This is a genomic window from Alteromonas sp. MMG017, assembly GCF_018100795.1.
GTDB lineage: Bacteria > Pseudomonadota > Gammaproteobacteria > Enterobacterales > Alteromonadaceae > Alteromonas.
The window spans coordinates 45,481-68,847 of the sequence record NZ_JAGJDY010000003.1; the positions used below are offsets into that span (position 1 = coordinate 45,481).

The 23,367-nt window shown below is 42.4% G+C and carries 23 protein-coding genes; 16 read left to right on the plus strand and 7 right to left on the minus strand.

Annotation, left to right across the window (positions count from 1 at the left end):
- Positions 1-32: 32 nt before the first annotated feature.
- Together J8L84_RS04965 and J8L84_RS04970 are read right to left on the minus strand one after the other, a co-directional pair.
- Positions 33-668 carry a GNAT family N-acetyltransferase gene (locus J8L84_RS04965; protein ID WP_211070026.1) on the minus strand — a complete coding sequence of 212 codons (636 nt, stop codon included), beginning with the start codon at positions 666-668 and terminating at the stop codon, positions 33-35.
- Positions 669-881: 213 nt separating this feature from the next.
- Positions 882-1,247 carry a DUF3192 domain-containing protein gene (locus tag J8L84_RS04970; protein ID WP_211069728.1) on the minus strand — a complete coding sequence of 122 codons (366 nt, stop codon included), beginning with the start codon at positions 1,245-1,247 and terminating at the stop codon, positions 882-884.
- 245 nt (positions 1,248-1,492) lie between these two features.
- Between J8L84_RS04970 and J8L84_RS04975 the strand changes: the two genes are divergently transcribed.
- Positions 1,493-1,789 carry a hypothetical protein gene (locus J8L84_RS04975; protein WP_211069729.1) on the plus strand — a complete coding sequence of 99 codons (297 nt, stop codon included), beginning with the start codon at positions 1,493-1,495 and terminating at the stop codon, positions 1,787-1,789.
- 167 nt (positions 1,790-1,956) lie between these two features.
- On the opposite strand, the gene syd is transcribed toward J8L84_RS04975, so the two are convergent.
- Positions 1,957-2,514 carry a SecY-interacting protein gene (gene syd, locus J8L84_RS04980; RefSeq protein WP_211069730.1) on the minus strand — a complete coding sequence of 186 codons (558 nt, stop codon included), beginning with the start codon at positions 2,512-2,514 and terminating at the stop codon, positions 1,957-1,959.
- A gap of 99 nt (positions 2,515-2,613) precedes the next feature.
- Between syd and queF the strand changes: the two genes are divergently transcribed.
- From queF to J8L84_RS05015, 7 genes are all read left to right on the plus strand, one after another.
- Positions 2,614-3,465 (plus strand): NADPH-dependent 7-cyano-7-deazaguanine reductase QueF, encoded by an 852-nt coding sequence (gene queF, locus J8L84_RS04985; protein WP_211069731.1) that lies wholly within the window; start codon positions 2,614-2,616, stop codon positions 3,463-3,465.
- 73 nt (positions 3,466-3,538) lie between these two features.
- Positions 3,539-5,092 (plus strand): GGDEF domain-containing protein, encoded by a 1,554-nt coding sequence (locus J8L84_RS04990; protein WP_211069732.1) that lies wholly within the window; start codon positions 3,539-3,541, stop codon positions 5,090-5,092.
- 2 nt (positions 5,093-5,094) lie between these two features.
- Positions 5,095-6,453 (plus strand): nucleotide 5'-monophosphate nucleosidase PpnN, encoded by a 1,359-nt coding sequence (ppnN, locus tag J8L84_RS04995; RefSeq protein WP_211069733.1) that lies wholly within the window; start codon positions 5,095-5,097, stop codon positions 6,451-6,453.
- Positions 6,454-6,619: 166 nt separating this feature from the next.
- Positions 6,620-6,994: a DUF3192 domain-containing protein gene (locus J8L84_RS05000; protein ID WP_013785210.1), complete on the plus strand. Its 375-nt coding sequence runs from the start codon at positions 6,620-6,622 to the stop codon at positions 6,992-6,994.
- Positions 6,951-8,657, plus strand: coding sequence for a histidine kinase (locus J8L84_RS05005; protein ID WP_211069734.1), 1,707 nt, complete (start codon positions 6,951-6,953; stop codon positions 8,655-8,657). Before J8L84_RS05000 ends, J8L84_RS05005 begins: the two co-directional genes overlap by 44 nt.
- A 201-nt stretch (positions 8,658-8,858) precedes the next feature.
- Positions 8,859-9,866: an isocitrate dehydrogenase gene (locus tag J8L84_RS05010; protein WP_013785212.1), complete on the plus strand. Its 1,008-nt coding sequence runs from the start codon at positions 8,859-8,861 to the stop codon at positions 9,864-9,866.
- 273 nt (positions 9,867-10,139) lie between these two features.
- On the plus strand, positions 10,140-10,457 hold the full coding sequence (locus tag J8L84_RS05015) for a helix-hairpin-helix domain-containing protein (protein WP_211069735.1): 318 nt from the start codon (positions 10,140-10,142) through the stop codon (positions 10,455-10,457).
- An 80-nt stretch (positions 10,458-10,537) separates the two neighbouring features.
- Here the strand turns inward: J8L84_RS05015 and galU are convergent, their stop codons facing one another.
- From galU to wecA, 4 genes are all read right to left on the minus strand, one after another.
- Positions 10,538-11,431 (minus strand): UTP--glucose-1-phosphate uridylyltransferase GalU, encoded by an 894-nt coding sequence (gene galU / locus J8L84_RS05020; RefSeq protein WP_211069736.1) that lies wholly within the window; start codon positions 11,429-11,431, stop codon positions 10,538-10,540.
- A gap of 385 nt (positions 11,432-11,816) precedes the next feature.
- The gene (locus J8L84_RS05025; RefSeq protein ID WP_211069737.1) at positions 11,817-12,686 is read right to left on the minus strand and encodes a glycosyltransferase family 2 protein; all 870 of its coding nucleotides are present in this window, start codon (positions 12,684-12,686) and stop codon (positions 11,817-11,819) included.
- Entirely contained in the window at positions 12,683-13,570 is an 888-nt protein-coding gene (locus J8L84_RS05030) for a glycosyltransferase (RefSeq protein WP_211069738.1), read from the minus strand. Before J8L84_RS05030 ends, J8L84_RS05025 begins: the two co-directional genes overlap by 4 nt.
- Positions 13,571-13,698: 128 nt before the next feature.
- Positions 13,699-14,754 (minus strand): UDP-N-acetylglucosamine--undecaprenyl-phosphate N-acetylglucosaminephosphotransferase, encoded by a 1,056-nt coding sequence (wecA, locus tag J8L84_RS05035; RefSeq protein ID WP_057793477.1) that lies wholly within the window; start codon positions 14,752-14,754, stop codon positions 13,699-13,701.
- A gap of 423 nt (positions 14,755-15,177) precedes the next feature.
- On the opposite strand from wecA, the gene J8L84_RS05040 reads away from it, so the two are divergent.
- From J8L84_RS05040 to galE, 8 genes are all read left to right on the plus strand, one after another.
- On the plus strand, positions 15,178-15,582 hold the full coding sequence (locus tag J8L84_RS05040; RefSeq protein WP_211069739.1) for a hypothetical protein: 405 nt from the start codon (positions 15,178-15,180) through the stop codon (positions 15,580-15,582).
- Between the two features lie 49 nt (positions 15,583-15,631).
- Entirely contained in the window at positions 15,632-17,410 is a 1,779-nt protein-coding gene (locus tag J8L84_RS05045; RefSeq protein WP_348771822.1) for a polysaccharide biosynthesis/export family protein, read from the plus strand.
- A 2-nt stretch (positions 17,411-17,412) separates the two neighbouring features.
- Positions 17,413-18,192 (plus strand): ABC transporter permease, encoded by a 780-nt coding sequence (locus J8L84_RS05050; RefSeq protein WP_211069741.1) that lies wholly within the window; start codon positions 17,413-17,415, stop codon positions 18,190-18,192.
- Entirely contained in the window at positions 18,189-18,863 is a 675-nt protein-coding gene (locus J8L84_RS05055) for an ABC transporter ATP-binding protein (RefSeq protein WP_211069742.1), read from the plus strand. Before J8L84_RS05050 ends, J8L84_RS05055 begins: the two co-directional genes overlap by 4 nt.
- 11 nt (positions 18,864-18,874) lie before the next feature.
- Entirely contained in the window at positions 18,875-19,999 is a 1,125-nt protein-coding gene (locus J8L84_RS05060; RefSeq protein ID WP_211069743.1) for a capsule biosynthesis protein, read from the plus strand.
- A gap of 339 nt (positions 20,000-20,338) precedes the next feature.
- Positions 20,339-21,859, plus strand: a complete 1,521-nt coding sequence (locus tag J8L84_RS05065; protein WP_211070027.1) for a peptide MFS transporter — start codon at positions 20,339-20,341, stop codon at positions 21,857-21,859.
- 144 nt (positions 21,860-22,003) lie between these two features.
- Complete coding sequence (locus J8L84_RS05070; protein WP_057796321.1) at positions 22,004-22,306, plus strand: DUF6170 family protein; 303 nt, start codon at positions 22,004-22,006, stop codon at positions 22,304-22,306.
- On the plus strand, positions 22,303-23,325 hold the full coding sequence (galE, locus tag J8L84_RS05075; RefSeq protein WP_211069744.1) for a UDP-glucose 4-epimerase GalE: 1,023 nt from the start codon (positions 22,303-22,305) through the stop codon (positions 23,323-23,325). The genes J8L84_RS05070 and galE overlap by 4 nt, the downstream gene beginning before the upstream one ends.
- Positions 23,326-23,367 lie beyond the last annotated feature (42 nt).

Genomic DNA, 23,367 nt, shown 5'->3' on the forward strand with positions numbered 1-23,367 from the left:
TTTAACCCAGTGTGCGCATTTTTTATGACACTTTATGCAGGCTTTCGCCTAAACATGACATCTCCTTTCACGTGAGATAGGCTTAGCTCTCCCACCACGTCATAGTTATCGTCGTTAAAAAAGGGCTTATGTTTAGCTACTGTAACAAACACTGCTACCCCTTCACTTTTAGCATCTTCTTCCACCACACTGTCGATAGCACCCAATAGTGTATGACCGAGTCCATGGTGCTGATAATCAGGGTGAACGGCAATAAAACTTAGCATATGAAAGTTAACAGCAGGAACTAATGCGCGTACCTTTTCTTCTTTTTCTAGCATTTGCTTTGTACCAAAAAGGCCAGCGGTAAGTAACATACGCAAACGCCAATGCCAGTAACGCCCAGAACCAAATGCAGCATCTGGCGCGGTAAGGCAAGCAACCGCGAGTAGTCTCTCGCCATCGAACAACCCAACAATAGGCTGTTCTGCCACCCAAAAAGCGTTCAACTCTTCTCTGATAGCAGAGCGCAACCGGCTTTCATAACCTTCTTTTTCAGCTTGAAATATGTCGCTAAAAAGTGGGTCGTCTACGTACGCATTAAATAATATAGAAGCAGCAACCTTCAAATCGTCCACGCCGAGGTAAATTGCTTTGATAGACTCAAGGGAAGACACTAGTGGCTCCATTGCTTTATTGACTATAGCGTCATTGGCTATGGGGTCATTGACTGTGGGTTGCTCCCCCCCTTGCGTATTCATCACTTGGCTGTCGGTTAGGGTGTCATTTGTCATGGGTGCTGCCCTCATTAATCTACGAATTTATAGTCACAGAAAGCAAAAAGTGACCAATTAATGGTCACTTTACGGTAAAAACACCAAGATGTTAAATTAATGTTACCTTTAATTCATTAGGTGGTAAGCGCTATCACCCCAACCTACTAGGCCACTATCTTTAAATACTATTGGGGTACATTCATCTTTCGTTGTTATGCCATCACCCATGGTTCTTTGAGTACGATAAAACAATACGCGATAGGTACCGTCTTGCTTTTCATAAAGCTCGTTGAAATCAGCCACACCCATTTTTCTTAAGACGCTTTCATAGCTCATTCCTTTTTCAAGGTTCGAGATATGTTTGCGGTTATTGTACTCTCGGTCTTCTACATCAGTACCGTAATGGCTATCACTTCCCCCACCTACAGATACCACGCAACCCGTAAGTAAAAATGATGATGCTAATGCGAGCGGTAAGATAATCGATTTCATGTGGTTTCCTCTGATTTTTATCGTTTATAATTTTGTTATATGCAATAGAGTAATCAAGAATGAGACCAACTATTTAAGATGCTGATTTTAATAGGTTTATTTTAAATTAGTGGTGGTTGTATTTATAAAGCGTGGTTTATTACCTTAATTAATGGTCAGTTTGACACAAATTATTGGTTAAAAAACCTAGCGAAATCAATCTGGAATGGATAAGCTGAACGTCTTGTAATTTATTGGTCAACGAAATGTCACTGCAAAATAACAATCTGCAGAAATTAATGATTGTATGTCAGCAAATGGTGCAAAAAGGGACTTCGCCTTCTGTTGCACTACTTAGAGCAAAAGCGCCTTTTAAAGCATCGGTAACAGAGGCTATTGAGGCTATTAAACATTTCAATGCTGCCAATGGCGCATCTGATCCTGCATCTATTAACGGGAAGGACGTAGAGACAATTGCGTCGCTTTCAAAGCGGGTTGCAGTGCTTGAACAGCAAATGACGGTGCTACAACAGCGGCTAGAAGCATCTATTAAGCCCTCTTAATAGACCCTCCTTAAAAGGGCCTAGTCTCGTATTACAGCAGAACCGCTTAATAGACAATGACGCTGCTCGCATTCAGCGCCTCTTTCTTCAGTGCCAGCTACTTCAGCGCTACCAATATGGGTAACAATTAGATGCCGTGTATATTCTAACCGGCATGACACAGGACCTTATTCAGGTCGTAGTGTGGCGATAAATGCAGGTAGGCTTGGCGAAATAACTTTTTTAGGTGGCCTCCCAACTTGCTCTAATACCACTTCTCCAGTGCTATTTAACACACTTAAAACAAAATCATCCTCATCGGTTAAGGCGAAAAAGAGAGTAGGCTCTTGCTTAAGTCTCTTTTTCATTAACAGGTGCCCAATTAAGTTTTGTTGAAGCCGTTCAAAGTCTTCTTCATTCCAAACTTGCAATAGCTCACAAGACCCATGTTCAGCTACTACCGGTAAATTATTACTGAAGAATTGAGTAAAGAACTGACAAAAATCTGCGTTGAGCGTAATGTCCAATGCCTCTTCGACATTCTTAAAACTTAGCGCTGAATGCTGAGTATCACTTTGGCGCTTAGGCTCCCACGGTACCAATTCTCCTTCATTTCCCTGCTTTAAGTAGCAAGGTGAGGGCCATTGACTATCATAAGGTATGGTCAGCGGGCTACCACTGCCCTCGTAGCGAGAAGTGAATGCACCGATAAGTTGGGTTAATTCATTACTAATTGTTAAGGCCATTATGGGGTTACACCAATATTTTTGAGGTACACTATAGGTATAAGGTGCCAAGTTCAAGTAAGACGGCACATCTAAAACAGTTAAAATATATAGGTAAATATGACTTCGAAGGCAAACGATAAAATTTCTATTTCTGCCCCCAAAGATCTCTCATTGGGAAAGCAGGTTGAATATGAATTTCATTACAACCCCGACCTACTTCAGGGCGTGCCCCGTAGCTTAAGCCGAGATACGTTATCGTTGGATGCTAACGCCCTGCCCTTTACCGGTATTGATACATGGACTGGGTATGAGCTGTCTTGGCTCAACAAAAAGGGAAAGCCTAACGTAGCCTTGCTTGAATGTTATGTACCTATCACCTCGGCAAATCTCATAGAGTCGAAATCATTCAAGTTGTATTTAAACAGCTTTAATCAAACCGCTTTTGAAAGCTCTGAGGATGTGCACGCCACATTGGCATCAGACCTGTCAAAATGTGCGGGTGAACCCGTAATGGTTAGCTTAACGCTTCCCAATCAATTCAATACACTAACATTCAAAGAATTTGAAGGTGTACTGCTTGATGAACTAGATATCGCTGTTGAAACTTACGAGCCTGACACATCGCTCTTAAAAGTAACAAGCGATAAAAAAGCCGAAACCTTGGTTTCTCATTTGCTGAAATCGAATTGCCTTATTACCAGTCAGCCTGACTGGGCAAGTGTGCAAATTCGTTATGAAGGGAAAGGCTTAGATCATGAAGGGCTACTGAAATATTTGATTAGCTTCAGGCAACACAATGAATTTCATGAACAGTGTGTAGAGCGTATTTATTGTGACATTATGCAACACTGCCAACCTGAGAAGTTGACAGTATGCGCGCGTTACACAAGGCGAGGAGGGCTCGACATTAATCCTTTCCGTTCAAATTTTGAAACGCCCTATGCAAATAAAAGGCAAGCTCGCCAGTAATTTAGCGCACAGATTTAATAAAAATCACTAAATGTGCAGGATGACTTCACCTAAGGTTGAGTAAACAACGATTATGGACGCCAAACAGCTTCAAACCTACAAGCAACACAATACGCTACTTTCACAATTTATCGTTCGCTTGTCTGCCTTTTATGAAGGTTTTTCCGACAAAATTGATAGTGAACTACAAATATTGAGAGGGCATTTGTCTGGTACGCCAAACTTTACTCTTGCCACGGTGAGCATCAATAAGCTTAATAGCGCGCTTCAACATCAAGAACTGACTTTAAAAAAATACAGTATTGAAACCGTCGCCTTGTTAGAAAGTGCAACTAAGCGTCTTCAAAAAGTCGTGTTTGAAGATCAAGTACTTCAAAAACGAGCCACACAGCAATTGATAACCCTGAACCAGCCGGTTGGGGATATTTTTAGTATTTACAAGCTGTTCCAGCAAGCTATTGAGTTACATCATGCGGCATTGGCGAGTAGCGCAGCAAGTGAGCCTGCGGTTGGAAATAGTAAAGGTGAAGCACCTGCACTAGAAAATAATAAAAAGAGCAATAAAGACAATACGGTAAACCCTCTTTATAAGTCTATTTTAGAGGAACTAAACCAACTTATTGCCAGCTACGCCCAACGCCAACCTGATGATAGTCAATTAGTTGATATACAGAAAAAACTAACGGAAGGCATGTCGGAAGACCAATTGCTGAAAAGCTGTGTTGTTATTCTTCGAATGATAGTGCAAGACGCGATGGCTGAAGCCAGCTTAACCGGCAAGGTTATTCAAAGCTTGCATAACTCCTTAGGCAAAATGGGCGGAGACGTTCAGCTTAGTATGGAAAACAGCCGCACTCAGTTTGAGCAGCGACAAGTTGGTAATGCGCAGTTGCAATCACATATTGAAAGTATTGAAGAAGCGGTATCACACAGCGACTCTTTGGAGTCACTTAAAGAGCATACGCAATTCTGTGTTCAAAATATTGCCAGCACATTGAATGAACAAGCGCAGTTAGACTCTCAAGGCCAAGAGTCATTAATGGGGTTACTTGGCTCAATGCAAAGCAGAATTGAGCAGCTACAAAAGCAAACGCTTACCTATAAAAAGAAGCTGGCTGAACAAATGATGCTCAGTCAAACCGACCCGCTTACCCGCTTGCCTAACCGCCAAGCTTATAATGAAAAGTTATCGAAGGCGGTTCAGTCTTGGCAAGATAACGGCGATGACTTGGCGGTGGCCGTCATCGACATAGATCACTTTAAGTCAATCAACGACCGTTTCGGTCATGCCGCCGGTGATAAAACACTACAAGTGGTAGGCAAGAATCTTAAACAACAATTAACAGAGAACACGTTTATGGCCCGTTGGGGCGGTGAAGAATTTGTTTTGCTTCTGCCAGGCATGAGTAAGCAAAAAGTCACCAGTTTGCTTGAAACTATGAGAACTACACTCGCCTCTTTACCGTTTAAATTTAAGCAAGAAAAAGTCACCATAACGGCATCATTTGGCGCTTCATTTTTCAAAAAAGGTGACACACCAGACGCCGTTTTTGAACGGGCTGATAACTTGCTATATCAAGCTAAAAATAGCGGTCGAAATCGCGTTATCACTGACAGAGACGAATAAGTATGAAGAAAGTGCAGTTAAATCCTGTTGGTTGGATGAGTCAGTTGTCGCAAATTGAAGTGGCTCAATTGCAAGATACAACAAATAGCGCACTTTACGGCATGTTTCGAAACTGTTGTTTAGCAGTACTCAATAGTGGTGTCGATGAAGATGATTATGAAGTGCTATTTGCACCTTACGAAAATTTCGATATCAAGTTGGTTCGAAGAGAGCGTGGCGTCAAAATTGAATTAGTCAATCCACCCGAAGTAGCTTTTGTTGACGGCACCTTGGTTACTGGTGTGCATGAGCATATTTTTGCAGTGCTTCGCGACCTGCTTTTCATGGGTAATAAGTATGCTTTTACCCACAAAAGTGCGCCTGTCGATAGTGTGAGCATTACCGACATGGTGTTTGACATGTTACGTCATGCTCAGGCACTTGAAGGAAACGATAGCCTTAATACTGTGGTGTGCTGGGGCGGGCACTCTATTAATCTAACTGAGTATAAATATACAAAAGAAGTGGGATACCAGTTAGGGCTTAGAGAAATGAATATTTGCACAGGCTGTGGACCAGGTGCAATGAAGGGCCCAATGAAAGGGGCTACCATTGGGCATGCAAAACAACGCTATAAGGCAGGCCGTTACATTGGTATCTCTGAACCTAGCATTATCGCAGCAGAGCCACCCAACGCGATTGTTAATGAACTTGTCATCATGCCAGATATTGAAAAACGCCTTGAGGCCTTTGTTCGCCTAGCCCATGGCATTGTGATTTTTCCTGGCGGTGTGGGTACTGCCGAAGAGTTGCTTTATTTGCTTGGCATTTTAATGAATGAACGAAATGCCCAGCAGCCCTTCCCTGTGATCCTTACCGGTCCAGCGGGTTCTGAGGCTTACTTTGAAGCCATTGATGAATTCATCGGTGCGACGATAGGGAAAGAAGCACAGAGTAAATACCAGATCATTGTTGACGATCCTGAAGAAGTAGCTCGGGTTATGCGCACAGGGCTTGGGCGAGTTAAGAAGTACCGAGAAGCAATGGGCGACGCCTACAGCTTCAATTGGTCACTGAAAATAGAAGAAGATTTTCAGCGCCCCTTTATTCCTACTCATCAAAGCATGTCAGGTTTAGCTTTACATCATGATCAGGATAATGCCTCGCTAGCGATAGCGTTAAGGCAGGCATTTTCAGGTATTGTGGCGGGCAACGTCAAAGCGGAAGGTATTCAGCACATTAAACAGCATGGACCATTTAAGCTAACAGGGGATGCCAAGTTAATGGAGCGGGTTGATACACTATTAGAATCTTTTGTTTCTCAACAAAGAATGAAGCTTCCTGGCTCTGCATACACACCTTGCTACACAATTGAGAAATAACTAGACGCATTTCCTTACGTTTAACACTTACCGTCGACGAACTTTTTACGGTACACTGTAGACTTAAGTAGTTATTCAAACAAAGGAACTGCGAAATTACAGTTTGTAACCTATATACATGTTGTAAATTGTTTATATTAGCGCAGAAAAACGAAAAGTTAGGGTTATGAACTCCAAGGTAATTCGACTCATTTTTGCTGGCATAGCATTGTATGCAGCTTTTGTATTTCTAGTGATTTCAGTTTATCCCGATAAACCTGAAAATATGGACTGGAAAGACCGCGAAGAATATAACCGCGTGCAAATTACCAAATTAAAGCTGGGTAGCACCCGAGAGGAAGTGCTGGCCTTGCTTGGTTCGCCTGATATTACCGAAGCCAAACGACAAAATGAAAATGCTATTCAAGTGATGTTTTACCGTACCCAGCACGTTCGTGCTGATGGTTTAACCACGCAAGACGAATGCACGCCATTATTGTTTGAAAACGAGAAACTAATTGCGTGGGGCGACGGGGCGTATTCAAGTTACCAGCAAAGCTAGCCAAATGGAGCTCAATGATGCTTCTGAGCTTTCGGACGCTCTGCTTTCGCTACCTGCACTGACTTCATCGCCTCAAAACACTGTTAACACTTGTCTTCAGAGAGCTAAGCTTACACTTTCATTTGCTCAAGCCCACCCCGCCATTCCTTTAGCCCTTCAAAAATGTACGAGTGATATTGATACTCTCACCCGGCATATGTTGAACCTAGCACTGTTTGGCAAGCTCAATAACTATAACGACCACTTTTTACAGCATATTATTGCGGCTCACTTGGCTACGTACTATTTAGTCGCTTCTAATCTGGCTTCTTCTAATTTAGCTAAGAAATCGAAAGATGAGGCAATCAGTCAGAAAAAAGCACTGTTTGCGTTCATCAACGACCATCATCTCACCATGTGGCGACAAATTATTGCGTTGCAAAAAGTGCTTTTCAGCTCACAATCAATAAAGCATGTCGGCGAAGCAAAATTAACATCTTTGCAGCGCATAAGTTTGATAACCAGTGTGTTCTCCTATTGTTCTGAAACCCACTCAAGGTCGAGCCTTCTGGCGTTTATCGCTCAGCGTGTACCTACAATGCAGCGAACTTTCCTGCATCCTATTGCATCACTCATTTCAATACCTTCGCCTGGGGCTAGCGTGTACGTAAAAGCGCACCCCGCCATTGTAATTGATATACAAAAACAGCATGCGCTTGTGCATTCACCTAGTAGAGACGAAGACGAGAAAATACTATGGGTTGAACGTACTGCACTTTTGGCCCCCAAAGACCTGTACCTGAGTTTTGAAGCATTCACTGGTCAATATCAAGCATGTGAGAATGCCCGAAGCGTGAAAGGGGAGCAGCCTTTTTTACCCGCCACTTTCCCTATTCAGCGTCCTCCCTCTGCCCTAATAGCGATTATTGACGAATTACAAAAAACTGATGTGGATGTACCTAGTTTATGTCAGAAGGTAGAGAAGGTACCCAGCTTCCAGCAATTCTTGCTTTCCACTGCAAGCTTAGACAATCGCCTTAAGCTCACCGTAACAAGCCTTAAACAAGCGATACTAACCTATGGTTTGGAAAGAGTGGGCGATATGCTGGTACAACATGCTTTGATAGAACGCTTAACCCAACACCAATATCCGTTGCTTGCCATTAGCAAACAATTTACCTCTTTGGCGTGTGGTATTGCAGCGCAGTTAGCATCAATAACAAAAACCAAATTTACTCCTCAATCTGCCGCGCTAGTAACCACATTTTTATGTGCCCCCTTATTCACGCTGCCAGGATTAAAAGTCGCGACGAAACTACCGGTTTGTCAAAAAGACTACTTTCAGATAGATAAAGCCTTCAAGGTTAAAGGCGTTTCTTCATGGCACGCTATTTCAGGTGAACTTGCTGGAAATTGGCACCAAAGTGCAACATGGCGAGCGGTAATTCATCAGTCAGGCAGACGACACGCAGAGGTAGCCGCGTCTTTGAAAAAGGAACACGCTATTTTACAACTCGCTTTTGGCCTTGCCAGAGAGTATTTGTTCCCGTTAGATGCACGAGATGCAGCCACAGATAATACCTTCGACACCTTAGTAAGAAGCATTAACTTGAAAAGAGAAGATATCCGCAACGTGATGGAAAGACTTGGCGAATATCTGTTTTGCCCACTTAATTTGCACTAGTAAAATTAATCTTTACGAATGGCTATAACTTAGCCCCGCTATCGTATAAAATACGCCGCTTAGCGCCGCTTCAAAAAACTACCCCTAATTTTCATAATAATAAAAAGATGAGGCGGTCTTCTTTGGCGCGTTTCGCTCGCTAAGCTAAAATGTAGTAAACCTAACGATTTTGACAATAGAATTATCAGAGGATCCTTCCACATGACTCAGCAACACATTACAGTCATTCGCGGTGACGGCATTGGCCCAGACATTATTGATGCAACCACTAAAATTTTAGATAAAGTTGGCTGTGATTTTGCCTATGACTACGCAGATGCAGGCTTAGTTGCCCTTGAAGAGCATGGTGAACTTCTGCCACAAGCAACACTTGACCTTATTGCTAAAAACAAAGTTGCACTTAAAGGCCCACTAACTACACCAGTTGGCGAAGGTTTCACATCAATTAACGTTAGCTTGCGTAAGCAATTTAAACTTTACGCAAACTTACGTCCTGTGATCTCGTTCAAAGGCACTAAAGCGCGTTACGAAGATATCGATATCATTACCGTGCGTGAAAACACTCAAGGTATGTATTCAGGCCTTGGACAAGTGGTTTCTGAAGACGGTAACGAAGCTGAAGCAATGAGTAAAATTACTCGTGACGGCGCTGAAAAAATCGTTACTTTCGCTTACGAATTAGCGCGTCGCGAAGGCCGTAAGAAGGTTACCGCAGTGCACAAAGCTAACATCTTGAAGTCAACTTCAGGTTTGTTTTTGAAAGTGGCTCGAGAAGTGGGCGAACGCTACCCAGATATCGAATCTACAGAAATGATTGTAGACAACACGTGCATGCAGTTAGTAATGAACCCACACCAGTTCGACGTGATTGTTACCACTAACTTATTCGGTGATATCCTTTCTGACTTATGTGCTGGCCTTGTTGGCGGCCTTGGTATGGCTCCTGGCGCTAACATCGGTGAAGACTGTGCTATTTTCGAAGCTGTTCACGGCTCTGCTCCTGATATTGCTGGTAAGAACTTGGCTAACCCAACATCTGTTATTCTTGCTGCAGCTCAAATGCTTGAATACTTGAACATGGGTGATAAAGCAGAAAAAATTCGTAGCGCATTAAAAGACGTTATTGAAACTGGTGACCGCACTACTCGCGACCTTGGTGGTGAAGCCGGTACAAATGAATTTACTCAAGCGTTGATTGACCGCCTTTAAGGTTAAATAGACGTTATTGATAAAGCGGGCTTAAAGCCCGCTTTTTTGTATCTGTCTCTTACTGCATACATTTTTCCCCTGCTTCCTCTCCCTCTTCCCCCCAAAAAAAAGAAAACAAAAGAAAAGAAAAGAAAAGAAAAGAAAAAATATGGCACGCCTCAACCTAGTGTTGGCACTTCGATAAAACTGTCCCAAAACTGGTCTTTTCATATTTGCCTCTGTAGGTAACATCAACGCTGTACAAATGGTGTACACCTTAAACAAGGAATGACAATGAAAAGACAATTAACAAGCCTTATGGTTTTATCTGCGCTATTTATTTACACACCAGCCATATCGGCTACCCCATTAGATAATGATGCTTCATCATCAATGGTGAGTGTTGGTATCGCTAAAAAAATCGACCTTAATGTCGCTAGTATTGAAGAGCTTCAAACATTACCTGGCGTAGGTATTTCTAAGGCAAAAGCGATTATCGCTTACCGACAAGATGTTGGGCCGTTTTTAGAAGTTGCACAAATAACCGAAGTAAAAGGCATTGGTGAAAAGATGCTATCTAAGCTACAAGGTTATGTTGTAGTAAAAGACTGAATAATTCACTTGGTGTTACTCAGTTTGGAAGACACGCACAAAAAAGCGCGCCGTAAGCGCGCTTTTAAATAGCTGTAATTTTAGATGCTTAGGCTAGAAATATACTCTTTAAATTCTTGGCCTAACGCTGGGTGTCTAAGTGCGTACTCTACGTTAGCTTTCATATAACCTAGTTTACTACCACAGTCATGGCTCTTGCCTTTCATGTAGTAAGCGTCAACCTGTTCAACCTTCATTAATGCATCGATAGCATCTGTAAGTTGGATTTCATCGCCAGCACCAGGAGGCGTGAACTCAAGTAAGTCCCAAATCTTCTCAGATAGCACGTAGCGACCTACAACCGCTAAGTCAGACGGCGCTTCATCAAGGGCAGGCTTTTCTACCATTTTGTGTATTTTAGCAGACTCACCAGGCTCAATCGCCGCGCCATCAAGGTCTGCAATACCAAATTTGGTCACATCTTCTTGAGGAACTTGCTCTACCATAACTTGGCTAACACGAGTGGTATTAAACTTAGCAACCATATCTGCAAGGTTATCTTTTTTCGGATCGCTTGCTGCATCGTCAATGATTACATCTGGCAATACTACCGCAAAAGGCGCATCACCAATGATTGGACGGGCACACAATACAGCGTGACCTAGACCATTCGCCACACCTTGGCGTATATGCATGATGGTGACATCTTTTGGACAAATTGACTGTACTTCTTCAAGTATCTGACGCTTAACACGCTTTTCCAATGTGGCTTCAAGCTCAAAAGACGTATCGAAGTGGTTTTCGATACTGTTCTTACTAGCATGGGTTACCAATATGATTTCTTTGATCCCTGCTGCAACACATTCTTTCACAACATACTGAATTAGTGGCTTGTCTACCACAGGAAGCATTTCCTTAGGAATTGCTTTTGTAGCAGGAAGCATTCGGGTGCCTAGACCCGCAACTGGAATAACGGCTTTCTTTACTTGACTCATAATTTAATGTCCTTGTACTGATAATCCTCAACCTAAAATGAAGTATGCAATCCACATTCCATACTAACAACTTCATTTTGGCTCGAAACGGTTACGCATTAATAAAACGTAAAGTTCACTTCATAATGATTTCTATTATAAAAAATAAAAAGCTTCATCGTGAAGCACATATTTCAATTCACAATACATACAACTGGTGCTGATTAGCGTAATACCATTGAAAAATAATGTTTTTGAAATAAAAGGATTTGCTCAATAAGCGCCCCTTTTTAATTCATCACCATGCACCAACAATCATCATCTGCACAGCTTTGGTGAAACTTTACGTTCATTAAGCAATGCTTTTAAAAATCCAACTAAAACCATTGCATAAACAACTTAAAGCCTACTTTGCACTACGCTCTTGAATCTTTCCTTGCTTCCCACTGATGCCGTCAATTAGCCCTTTCAGTAAATAATGCCCACGTTTCTTACCATCAGGAAAGTAGAACCGATTAACAATATATCGTAGCGGTATTGCGGGAAGATGACGGCACTTCCAATAAAGTGGTACATACCCCCTTCTAGCTAAGAGTAATACGTTCCTCATTTGGTAGTAAAGTCGAATTGGTGCACCTTGCTTGAAGGTTAGGCCTAGCACCTTTGCACGATCATCACCTTGACGGTGCGGCATGCATACTGATAAAGACTGGAATATAGAAAAACCGAGCTTATTGGCTCGCCAGCACCATTCATGATCGACACCGTCTATGAATAGGCCTGTTTCTTTATTTCCGACCGTAGAAAATGCAGAAGAAGATAGCATCATACCTGACGCAATAATTTGTTTTACTTCTATAACCTGGCTATCGATTTGACGTCCCTTTTGAACCCGGCCTACGGTAAGTTTATCGGTAAATTGACAGTGTATTGAAGGGCCAAGGGCCGCTATCTTATAAGACTGCTCAAGCGTATGGTACTGGGCTAATAAGTCTAACGCCATATTCGCCGTAAAAAGGCTATCTTGGTCTAGCACTACCGCATGGGACATACCATTTTTAAATAGGTAATTGAGGCCTATATTTTGAGCCTCAGCAATGCCTACGTTATCAGGGTAATGGAAATACTTGCAGTGAGAAGACAGCGATAAGACGGTTTTTTCAGAAGAATTGTCAACTAATACGATAGGCCATTCACAGTGCATGAACCCATCGATAAGTGATTGCACATGTTGAATATCAGGGTGATAAAGTACAACGACAATTCCACAGTTCAATGTTTGCCAAACCTATCTAATAAATGACGATCGAGTTTATACGCTAATTTAACGACTTTCCCAGGCATTAACCGAAGCGTTAGTACACCACATGCATATGCGGCATTATAAGGCGTTAGCTTTTTTAGTTTAAGCATGGCATTAAACCTTGCTCTAAATTCGTTGAGTGACTTACTAAAGCCTCTACGCTTATAAAAGTTATTTACTCGCCTGAAATTCAATAAACGATCTTTAAGGTTTCTAAACACAAAGCCGTTAGAAGCCAAGGTCACCCAAAGAAAATAGTCTTGAGTGTTCATCAGGTTGCTATCGTATCTATAGCCCTGTTCAAACACCGTGTAACGTATTACCACGGTAGGATGATTCAGTGAGCACCGCCGCGGCAATATACTCACAATTTGCTTGTGAGACGAAGGCATGACTCTCGCGCCCACTTTGATACCGTGCTCGTTGATTTCAGTTAGCGCCGATCCCAATACTGATATATAGGCATGCTTACGTAAGTAGCTTATTTGGCGTGCGAGTCGGTTTGGAATGGAGATATCATCCGCATCCATTCTTACGAAGTACGCAGGACTCAACGATAGTCCCCATTCGGCCGCTTTGTTCATGCAGCTGGCTAAACCAGGTTTAGTCGCGTTTTGGGCTAGTACAACCCTATTATCGGAAAAGGCTTTATCTTTAAGTTTATTCATCATCTTAACGGAAATTTCTCCGTCAATGACAATGATATAAACAAAATCTCGATAGGTCTGATTGAGGATACTGTCAATCGCTTGTTCTACCCACTCAACCTTGTCGCCCCCATAGACAGCCATGGCCACCAAGGTTTCAACACATTTGTTCTTATAGTTGTTGTGAAGAATTGAAAGGTTTGAGTCCAAACAGAATTACCAATTTTAAAGCGTTGAAACATTGGAAAAGTAAAAGAAAAGCGCTTTCTAATCTTATTACACCGGCGTTCGAAATTTAGTTCTAGCATTCAATTTATCAACGCATTAGGAATATTACGCTAAAGCTTTTTGATAAAGCGAAGCACGCTCCAAATATTTTGAATGACGATACTATACAAGACAAGTAGACAAATAAAACCCCAAAACATGATGTATTCAGGCACAAGGTATATTTCGCCTAGGATCCCAATTACGCAATAACAGGCCCCCATACACAAGATCGCAATGAGAGATTGACGGCTCGATAAGCCTGCTCGCATAAAAATATTGTGTAAATGTTGGCGGTCTGGGCGAAGCATGGATTGGCCCTTACGTGCACGGCGATACATTATTGCAGCCATATCCATTAACGGTAATCCAACTAACCACACCGCGGTGATTGGTCTGAATGCAGCACTAGCACCTTGAGTATGGTCGACAAGCAACCATACAATCGTTAGGCCCACGAACATACTGCCCGCATCACCCATAAATATTTTATTTCCTTTAAAGCCCTTCCAACTTAAGTTAAAGGCCAAAAATGGTACGATGGCAGCCACTATAATTAAAGGCTCCATAATGGCAGCACCGTTGCCAGTAAAAGTTAGAAACCCCGCTAAAGTAAGCAGAATAACTAAGCTCATGCCCCCAGCAAGGCCATCGATGCCATCAATCATATTAAAGGCATTGATAACACCCACCACGCAAACAACAGTAAAAAAATACCCACTAATATTTAGCGCAATATCACCATTGCCAAAAATATTACCTAAAGACGTGACATAGTTTTGCGCACTCCACGCCATAATTGAAGCCACACCGAATTGGCACATCAAACGCCCTTTAGCGCTTAAATCGAAACGGTCATCAAGCATACCGAGAAGCACAACAAAGGCCGAGGCAGTAAAGAATAATGGATTATTTTTCATCCAGACATCAGTAGCAACACTTGCGACCAATACCGCCATAAAAATAGCCACACCGCCGGTCAACGGAATAATACCCGCATGGCGTTTTCTCGCGCTAGGCTGATCAACCAAGCCGAATTGATGTGCTAGCGGTGTCATCACCACTAACAAAATAAGGGCTACAAAAAACGCAGTAAAAAGAGGAACAAACTGCAGGTACGCTAACATATTAAACAAAACCTCGTGCCACCACGGCCCATACCACCAGAAATCAGTGCTTCACTGATAGGTGTTCTTCCAAAGTGTGACATGTGAACCAAATTGGTATCCATATTAAAACAACGTCCTTTAACGGCCTACCGAGGGCTTCATTCTTTTATTTGAACAGGATAGGAAAAACTCCCTTATCATAATAAACATTCTTTGTTGTAACCACCCTTAGTAGCAAAAAAACTTTTGTAACAGAATGAATACTGGCTAATAAGCACCAATACTTTGAACAAATTTCATACACCACACATTTAGTGCACTGTCTTTAGAACAAATAAGCATCCATCGAATTGCAATTCATGCCGAACGCGTGACGAAAGCATGTTTTTTTTTATTCTTATGGTATCCTAGCGCCAAATTGCTATATGGATATGACAGTCAATGTTAAATACGCAAAAAAGGGCTTTCTTACTCGTTGCGCTTACCAGCTTGCTTGCGGCGTGCAGTAATGTGCCTAAATCGACAACCGCCGATATTCCACTAGTACACGCATCGCTAGCATACTCTTTATCTGCCGAAGAAGATGTAGCAATAAGCATTCCAAATTTAAATTCATCGTTTAGTCAGGGGCAGAATATTCAAATTATGCTTGAAGGCATTGATTACCAAGCGACTAAATTGTACACCTCGGCCACCGGTAATGACTGCATTCGATTTCAAGCTACGCTTTCTGCCACCCAGCCTGAAAACGAATATACCAAAGACAAGCTTATCGTTTGTAAACGCGGCGGAGCTTGGTCTATTTTGAGCCCATTAGTAGCCTCGGCTCAATCACGAGGAGAATAAGTTGAAGTTGTTAAATTTAGTTTCTTTTACCGCCGCAGCTGTACTTTCAATCGGTTTATTATCTCAAACGGTGAATGCTCAGAGTGCAGAGCAAATAGAACAGCTAAGACAACGGGCTCAACAGACAGGCTCGTCATCAACCTCTAGTGCTGCAACAGGCGTGTCTCCTCTCAGCGTTCAGAGCCAACGTACTTTGCCAGGCGCAGGTAGCACGCAAAATACAATGGGGCAATTTAGCACTCAGCCTAGAGACGGACTTTCTCTTCCGGGTGAGCCGACTATTGAAAGTGTTTTCCCCCAACAACAAGCCATGACCAACCCACCGTTTGCTGCGAACTTATTTCTTGGTGGCTTCGAATCAGAGAGAACCACAGGTTTAAACGATAACTATTTGGTTGCCCCTGGGGATAAAATTTCTATATGGCTTTGGGGTGCAATCAACTATTCAGATGTTTCCACTGTTGATAACCAAGGCAACATCTTTATACCCAATATTGGCCCAATTCGGGTTGCTAACACACCAGCGGGCACAGTAAACCAAACAGTAAGTAGTAAGATTCGTCAGGTTTATACCAATGATGTAAATGTATACGTCAACCTACTTACATCAACGCCTGTGGCGGTATACGTTTCTGGCCCAATCTTACGACCTGGCCAATATGCGGGCCTAGCATCTGACAGTGTGTTGTATTATTTGAAACGAGCGGGCGGTATTGATTTTCAACGTGGCAGCTTCCGAAAAATTGATGTTATTCGCAATAATGAAGTTATAGCTACCGCAGACTTATATGCATTTTTCAGAAACGGTAAGCTTCCAAAGGTATCGTTTAAAGATGGTGACACTATTTTAGTACGTCCCATCGGCAATACTATCGTGGTTGAAACCGGTGCCCGAAATAGTTTTACTTTCGAGTTTTCAGATGAAGAGCTTAACGGTGAGGTAGTTAACTACTTTGCTCGACCAGGCGAGTTTGCTTCTCACGCGTCAGTCGCAGGCGTTAGGGACAATAAGCAATTTGCACGTTACTTGAGTCTAGCCGATTTTGAAGCCCTGCCCCTTAAGGCTGGTGACACTGTTGAGTACGTGGCCGACAACGAAGCACAAATCTACCGAATTAACGTAGCTGGCGCCTTCTCAGGTGCATCACAATTGATGGTAGACAAAGGCACACGTTTACTTGATGTGCTGGATCATATTGAAGCGGACACGACCTTATCTGATACGCAAAATATCTATCTTCTGCGAGAAAGTGTTGCGATAAAACAAAAAGAGATTATTGAGCAAGGTTTGGAGCGCTTGGAGCGCAGTATGTACACTGCCCCCATCAGTTCTACAGGTGAAGGCGCAATACGTGCACAGGAAGCTCAACTTGTGGCTGACTTTATTGCGAGAGCCCGTCAAGTTGAACCACAAGGTCGAGTGGTTGTGTCTGAAAATGGCGACACTGCGAACATCCTTTTAGAGCCGAATGACACTATTGTGATCCCAGAAATTACGGATCTTATACATATTGGTGGTGAAGTTTTACTTCCGCAGTCAGTTGTATTTAACCCTGATGCAGATACCGAAGACTATATTGCATGGGCAGGTGGCTTCACCGAACGCGCTGAAGATGAGCGCATTTTGATAGTACGCAAAAATGGCAACGTTGCTTTTGCCAATATCGATAACGGTATTTTAACTGCTAACGGCAGTGGTGCTCATCTATTACCTGGTGACCAGATTATTGTGCTGCCAGCCATTGATACTAAAGTGCTTCAAGCAGTGAAAGATATTACTCAAATCGTGTATCAAATCGCCATTGCTGCGAACGTAGCCACAGACTAGTTATGGTAACGTTCAAAGAACAAGTTTACGCTTGGAGAAGTGTGATTTTCGCACTTTTCCTGCGTGAGTTTCAAAGTAAGTTCAATGATAAATTTGGGCTTAGCTGGGCCTTTATAGAGCCTTTTATTTTCATTGCCGCACTTTCGTTTATAAGAGGCTTGATAAGCGGCGACGATGTTCACTCTATACCACTTTTCATTTTCATGATGATTGGGTTGGTCGGCCTCCAAACACTGACTACTAACCTTCAATCGGTATCAACATCCATTCGACGGAATAAACCATTATATGCCTTCAGACAGGTTCAACCGCTTGCAGCTGTTGTAACTGCGGGCTTTGTTGAATTATCAATAAAAACCGTAGTTATCGCACTACTGGCTTTGGCACTCTATCTTTTGGGTGATGGCTTTGAGATTCATGATCCACTGATGTTGATCACTCTTTATATCCTACTTTGGTTGTTTTCTGTTTCACTTGGCTTGGTGTTTGGTATTGCGCTAGCTTTTGTTCCTGAAGTAGACAAAATTAAGTCAATGCTTACACGTCCCTTGATGTTTATCTCGTGTGTATTTTTCAGCCTCCAAGATATGCCTGAATATCTCTGGCCATATTTCACTTGGAATCCTCTTGTGCATTTTAATGAGCTTGCCCGATATGCTTGTTTTGAGTCTTACGGACATAAAGGGGTATCTTTTAGCTTCGTGGTTGAAATCACCATTGTATTTTTATTCTTAAGCCTTTCTCTTTATCACATTACGTGGAAAAAGGTGCTGTCACGATGATCAAACTAGAAAACGTGACAAAAAGCTACCCAAGCAAAATGGGGCCCCAATATATTTTTAAGAATCTCAACTTTGATTTCCCGACTGAAAATAATGTGGCCATCTTGGGTAAAAACGGTGCGGGTAAATCAACCTTGTTTCGTATGTTAGCGAAAAGCGAATACCCAGATAAAGGGCGCGTGCTTACTAATAAAGCGATGTCATGGCCGGTAGCGCTTCAGACTGGCGTGCACCCACAAATGACAGGACGTGAAAATACGCGCTTCATCGGACGAATAAATAATGTGAAGTCGTTGCCTGAATACGAAGAAAAAGTTCAAGCATTTGCTGAGTTAGATAAACGCTTTGACTTACCCGTGCGCACTTACTCTTCAGGTATGCGGGCTAAGTTTGTGTTTGCTTGTTGTATGAATATTGATTTCGACATCTATCTTATCGATGAAGCCACATCAGTAGGCGACCCATTGTTTAGAAAAAAAGCCAGAGCGTCACTTAAAGAAAAAAGTGAAACGGCGGGGGTTATCATGGTAAGTCATGAACTGGATCAAATTCGAGAGTTCTGTACATCCGCCGTCATTATAGATGATGGTAAATTATCTTATTACGCTGATCTCGAAGAAGGCATTGACGTGTATACGCAAGATGCAGCCAATAAAAAATCGTTAAAATAGGTTTATCAAACGTGGAAAAAACGCTTACAAAACTGAATGACCTGATGAAACAGCATAAAACGCTTTTGCTTGTGCTGCCTTGGTTTCTATATGCCTTCTATCTCATTATATGGGCAGCCCCACAATATGAGAGTCAAAGTCAGTTAATCGTAAAATCTAGTGATGGTGGTAGCAGTTTTGACCCTTCTTCACTACTTATGTCAGCAGGCATCAGCTCCGGAGGTATGGGAAATGAGAGTCAGTTGGTGGAAGCTTATATCAAATCTGCAGACATGATTAAGTATTTGGATGAGACCATTAGCTTAAGAGAACATTACATGTCTGATGAGGCCGACTTTTTTAGCGGCTTATCAAGTTCTCATAAGCAAGAAAGCTTTTATCAGTTTTACTTAGATCACGTTGAAGTGAGTGTAGATTCGGCGTCGTCCGTTATTTCACTTCGTACCCGCGCATTCAACCCCGAATTCGCCCAAGTTATAAACCAAGCAATTGTGGTAAAAGCGGAAGAATTTATAAACAATATCAACAACAATCTGGCCAAATCAAAGTTGACGTTTGCGAAAGGCGAGCACGAAATTGTCGAGCAGAAACTTCAGCTAGCTAAAACCGAAATCCTAGGTTTTCAGTCTAAATATAATGTACTCGACCCTACCGCAGAAGGCGCGGCTTTTCAACAAATTGCATTTTCATTAGAAGCCACCTTGGCACAAAAGAAAGCAGAATTAAGCACCATTTCAACGATGATGTCTGACGCAGCGCCTGAGGTAATTAATATAAAGCGTGAAATCGGTGCGTTGCAACGTGAAATTAATAAACGCAAAGAACAGATTAGTACTTCTGATCCCGACAACTCTGACACAGACCTTTCTGTTGGTGAACTGATGGCTCAATACAGTAACCTACAGGTACAATTGCAGTTAGCCATTCAGGCATTTTCTTCTTCACTTATTACCCTTGAAAACGCGCGTGTAGAGACCTATCAAAAATTGCAGCATTTAGTGACTATTGAGTCACCTACCCTTCCTGATGACAATAAGTACCCTACGGTCATTTACAACTTGGTGCTATTTGGCGTCATACTTTTATTGCTTTATGGCATCATTCGAATTGTACTAGCCACAATCAGAGAACTATAACACTCAATATCTAAAGCTTATTTGTATCGCACTTCGCCTTTATTATTAAAGTGCGATACAAATTTTCTAGTCAACACCATGATAAAACGCTATTCATTCCCTCGCTAATTAAGTTTCTTCACCGCATTACTCTTACAGCGCTACCGGTGCAAGAACGTTTAAAATTCAAGCAAAACTCATTTTTGACAGTCTTAAAAGTGGAGTTTAACGTCCAAATCTTGTGTCTTTACTCGAGCTTTAGTATAACGGCTTATCCTATATTGGACCTATACCAAAAGAGCGTATTCATTAAGCGCTCTACGATAACAACCATAATTAATATGGAACGATAACGTGACTATAAAAAAATCTAACGACACCAGCTTTTTCGGCCATCCAGGGGGCCTTCGAACGCTGTTTTTCACAGAAATGTGGGAGCGCATGAGTTATTACGGTATGCGTGCCCTCCTTGTTTTATTTATGACCGCCAGCCTTCAAACACAAGGGCTTGGTTTTACGGTAGCAACCGCTGGGGCAATCTATGGCCTTTATACCGGTGCAGTTTACTTTTTAGGTTTACCTGGTGGTTGGTTATCTGACCGCCTCATTGGTGGTAAAAAGGCCGTGTGGTATGGCGGTATTATTATCTTCTTAGGGCATGTAGTACTTGCTATCGACCTACAGAACTTATTTTTTGTAGGCTTAATTCTTGTGGCAACGGGAACTGGACTATTAAAACCCAATATTTCAGCCATGGTTGGACAACAATATGGCGATGAAGATGCTCGAAGAGACAGTGGTTATGCCCTTTATTATATGGGTATCAACATTGGTTCCCTTATTGCCTATTTGGTAACAGGTTACTTGCAAGAAAACTGGGGCTGGGACTATGCCTTTGGTGCTGCCGCTATTGGTATGGCTATCGGTCTTATTCAATACTACTTTACCAACTCGTCGCTAGCTTCAGATTCAACTGCGCCTACCAATCCTTACACCGGCAGTGCTAGGAAAACCGCGTGGACAGCAGTTATTGCGACCGTCGCCTTGGCTGTGGTTGTTATCGTTCTTGCTCACATGGGAACAATTGTCATTGACCCTCTGTTACTTGCTCAGCAAGTGGCGGTATTTTTTACCGCGGTTTTTTTCTTATACTTTGGCTTCATCTACTTTAAAGGTGCGCTTAGCGATAATGAAAAACGACGTATGTGGGCACTATTTTTAGTTTGCTTAGCTTCTGCCTGTTTTTGGTCAGGCTTTGAGCAAGCTGGCTCTTCATTGAACTTATTTGCTCAGAACTACACTGATAGAGCTTTATCCGCGGGTTCAATCTTCACATCATGGTTTGGACTTTCTACTATCCCAACGGTATGGTTCCAGCTTTCAAACTCCCTATTTATTATTATTCTTTCACCTTTCTTCGCCGCCCTTTGGATTAACCTTGCCAAGCGTATGATTGACCCATCATACACGCTGAAATGTGCAATTGGTCTTGTGATCATGGCGACAGGCTTCTTGGTGATGTTTATGGCCTCTCAGTACGCTGCACAAGGTTTAAAAGTAGCCCCCATGTGGTTGGTCACTACCTACTTTTTACATACAGTTGGTGAACTATGTTTGAGCCCGGTTGCGTTAAGTGCGGTAAGTAAATTGTCACCCAAACGTTTTGCAGGTCAAATGATGGGGGTTTTCGTTTTAACCTACTCTATCGGTAACATCATTGCCGGATTATTGTCAGGTAATTTTGACCCTGAAAATGTGTCTGAAATGCCTAACCTTTACCTACAAATCGCGTTATTCAGTATCGCCATTGGTATTGTGATTGCGCTGCTTAGCCTCAAATCACGTTTTTGGGAAAAAGCAGGCGTTGAATCGAAGGCCTAACTTTATTAATGAGAATATTAAAAAGGTGAGTAAATTCTGCTGAAAAGGACTCATTAGACCAATTACGGTTTTAACCTTTCTTGCAATCACCTACAATAACCGCCGTTACACAATATGTGTCGGCGGTTTTTATTTGAGTACGCTATGAAATTTTATTTTTCCACCCGAAATATTCCTCAACTGAAAGGTCTCCCTCTTACCGAACGCGTTAAGCGTTTAGACAGAGCAGCATCACGGATGACCGTTCCAGAAAAAACACTCATGAACGTGCTCAAGCTACTGGTTTTCATACCCGCTTTTGTGCTTATATTACAAACCGCATCGAACTGGACATCACTGTTGTGGGCGGGACTTGTATTTCTTCTTTACCCGCTATTAGTTAAACCGATACAACATTCAATATGTGCTAAATATTTGGCACCTAATTCAGACAAGGAGCATGCATGAAAACCATCTTGGTTACCGGTGGCGCAGGATACATTGGAAGTCATACTGTACTTCAACTACTCGAACAGGATTACAGCGTGGTTGTCCTCGACAACTTGGCGAATTCAAGTGCAGAGTCACTGAGACGTGTTGAGGCTATCTCGGGAAAATCGGTCACTTTCGTTCAAGGTGATATTCGCGACACTGCCGTGCTTGATGGTATTTTCAGTGAGCACAGTATTTACGCCGTAATCCACTTCGCGGGCCTAAAAGCCGTAGGAGAATCGGTTCAGCAGCCCCTGTCTTACTACGAAAATAACGTTTATGGCACGCTTACCCTATGTAAATCGATGCAAAAGCACAACGTTAAGAACATCGTATTTAGCTCTTCTGCCACAGTGTATGGCGACCCGGCAGCCCTTCCTTTACGGGAAGATATGGCGACTGGACACCCAACTAACCCTTACGGTATGTCTAAGTTAATGGTAGAGCATGTGTTGGCTGATTTGTTTGTGTCAGACAGCGAATGGAACATTGTGCTACTTCGTTACTTTAACCCAGTAGGCGCCCACGCATCTGGCAGCATTGGTGAAGATCCTAACGGTATTCCAAACAATCTCATGCCATATATTTCACAAGTCGCTACTGGGAAATTAGCAAAGCTGAGTGTATTTGGTGACGATTACGACACCCATGATGGCACAGGCGTACGTGATTACATTCACGTAGAAGACTTGGCTAATGGACACTTAAAAGCGATTGATAGAATTGCTTTAAATATGGGTCTTGATAAATACAACTTGGGAACCGGCCAGGGTTACTCAGTGCTAGATATGATTAAAGCATTTGAAAAGGCATCGGGTAAAACGATTCCTTATGCTATCGCACCGCGCCGTAGTGGCGATGTAGCTGCATGTTATGCAGACCCAACTAAAGCAGCTACCGAATTGAATTGGCATTCTGAGAAAGGTTTAGAAGCTATGTGTGCGGATACATGGAACTGGCAATCACAAAATCCTCAGGGTTACCCCAAAGGTTAGTTAGCCAATTCTGTATGTAGTGAGGCAACTTGCAAAGATACG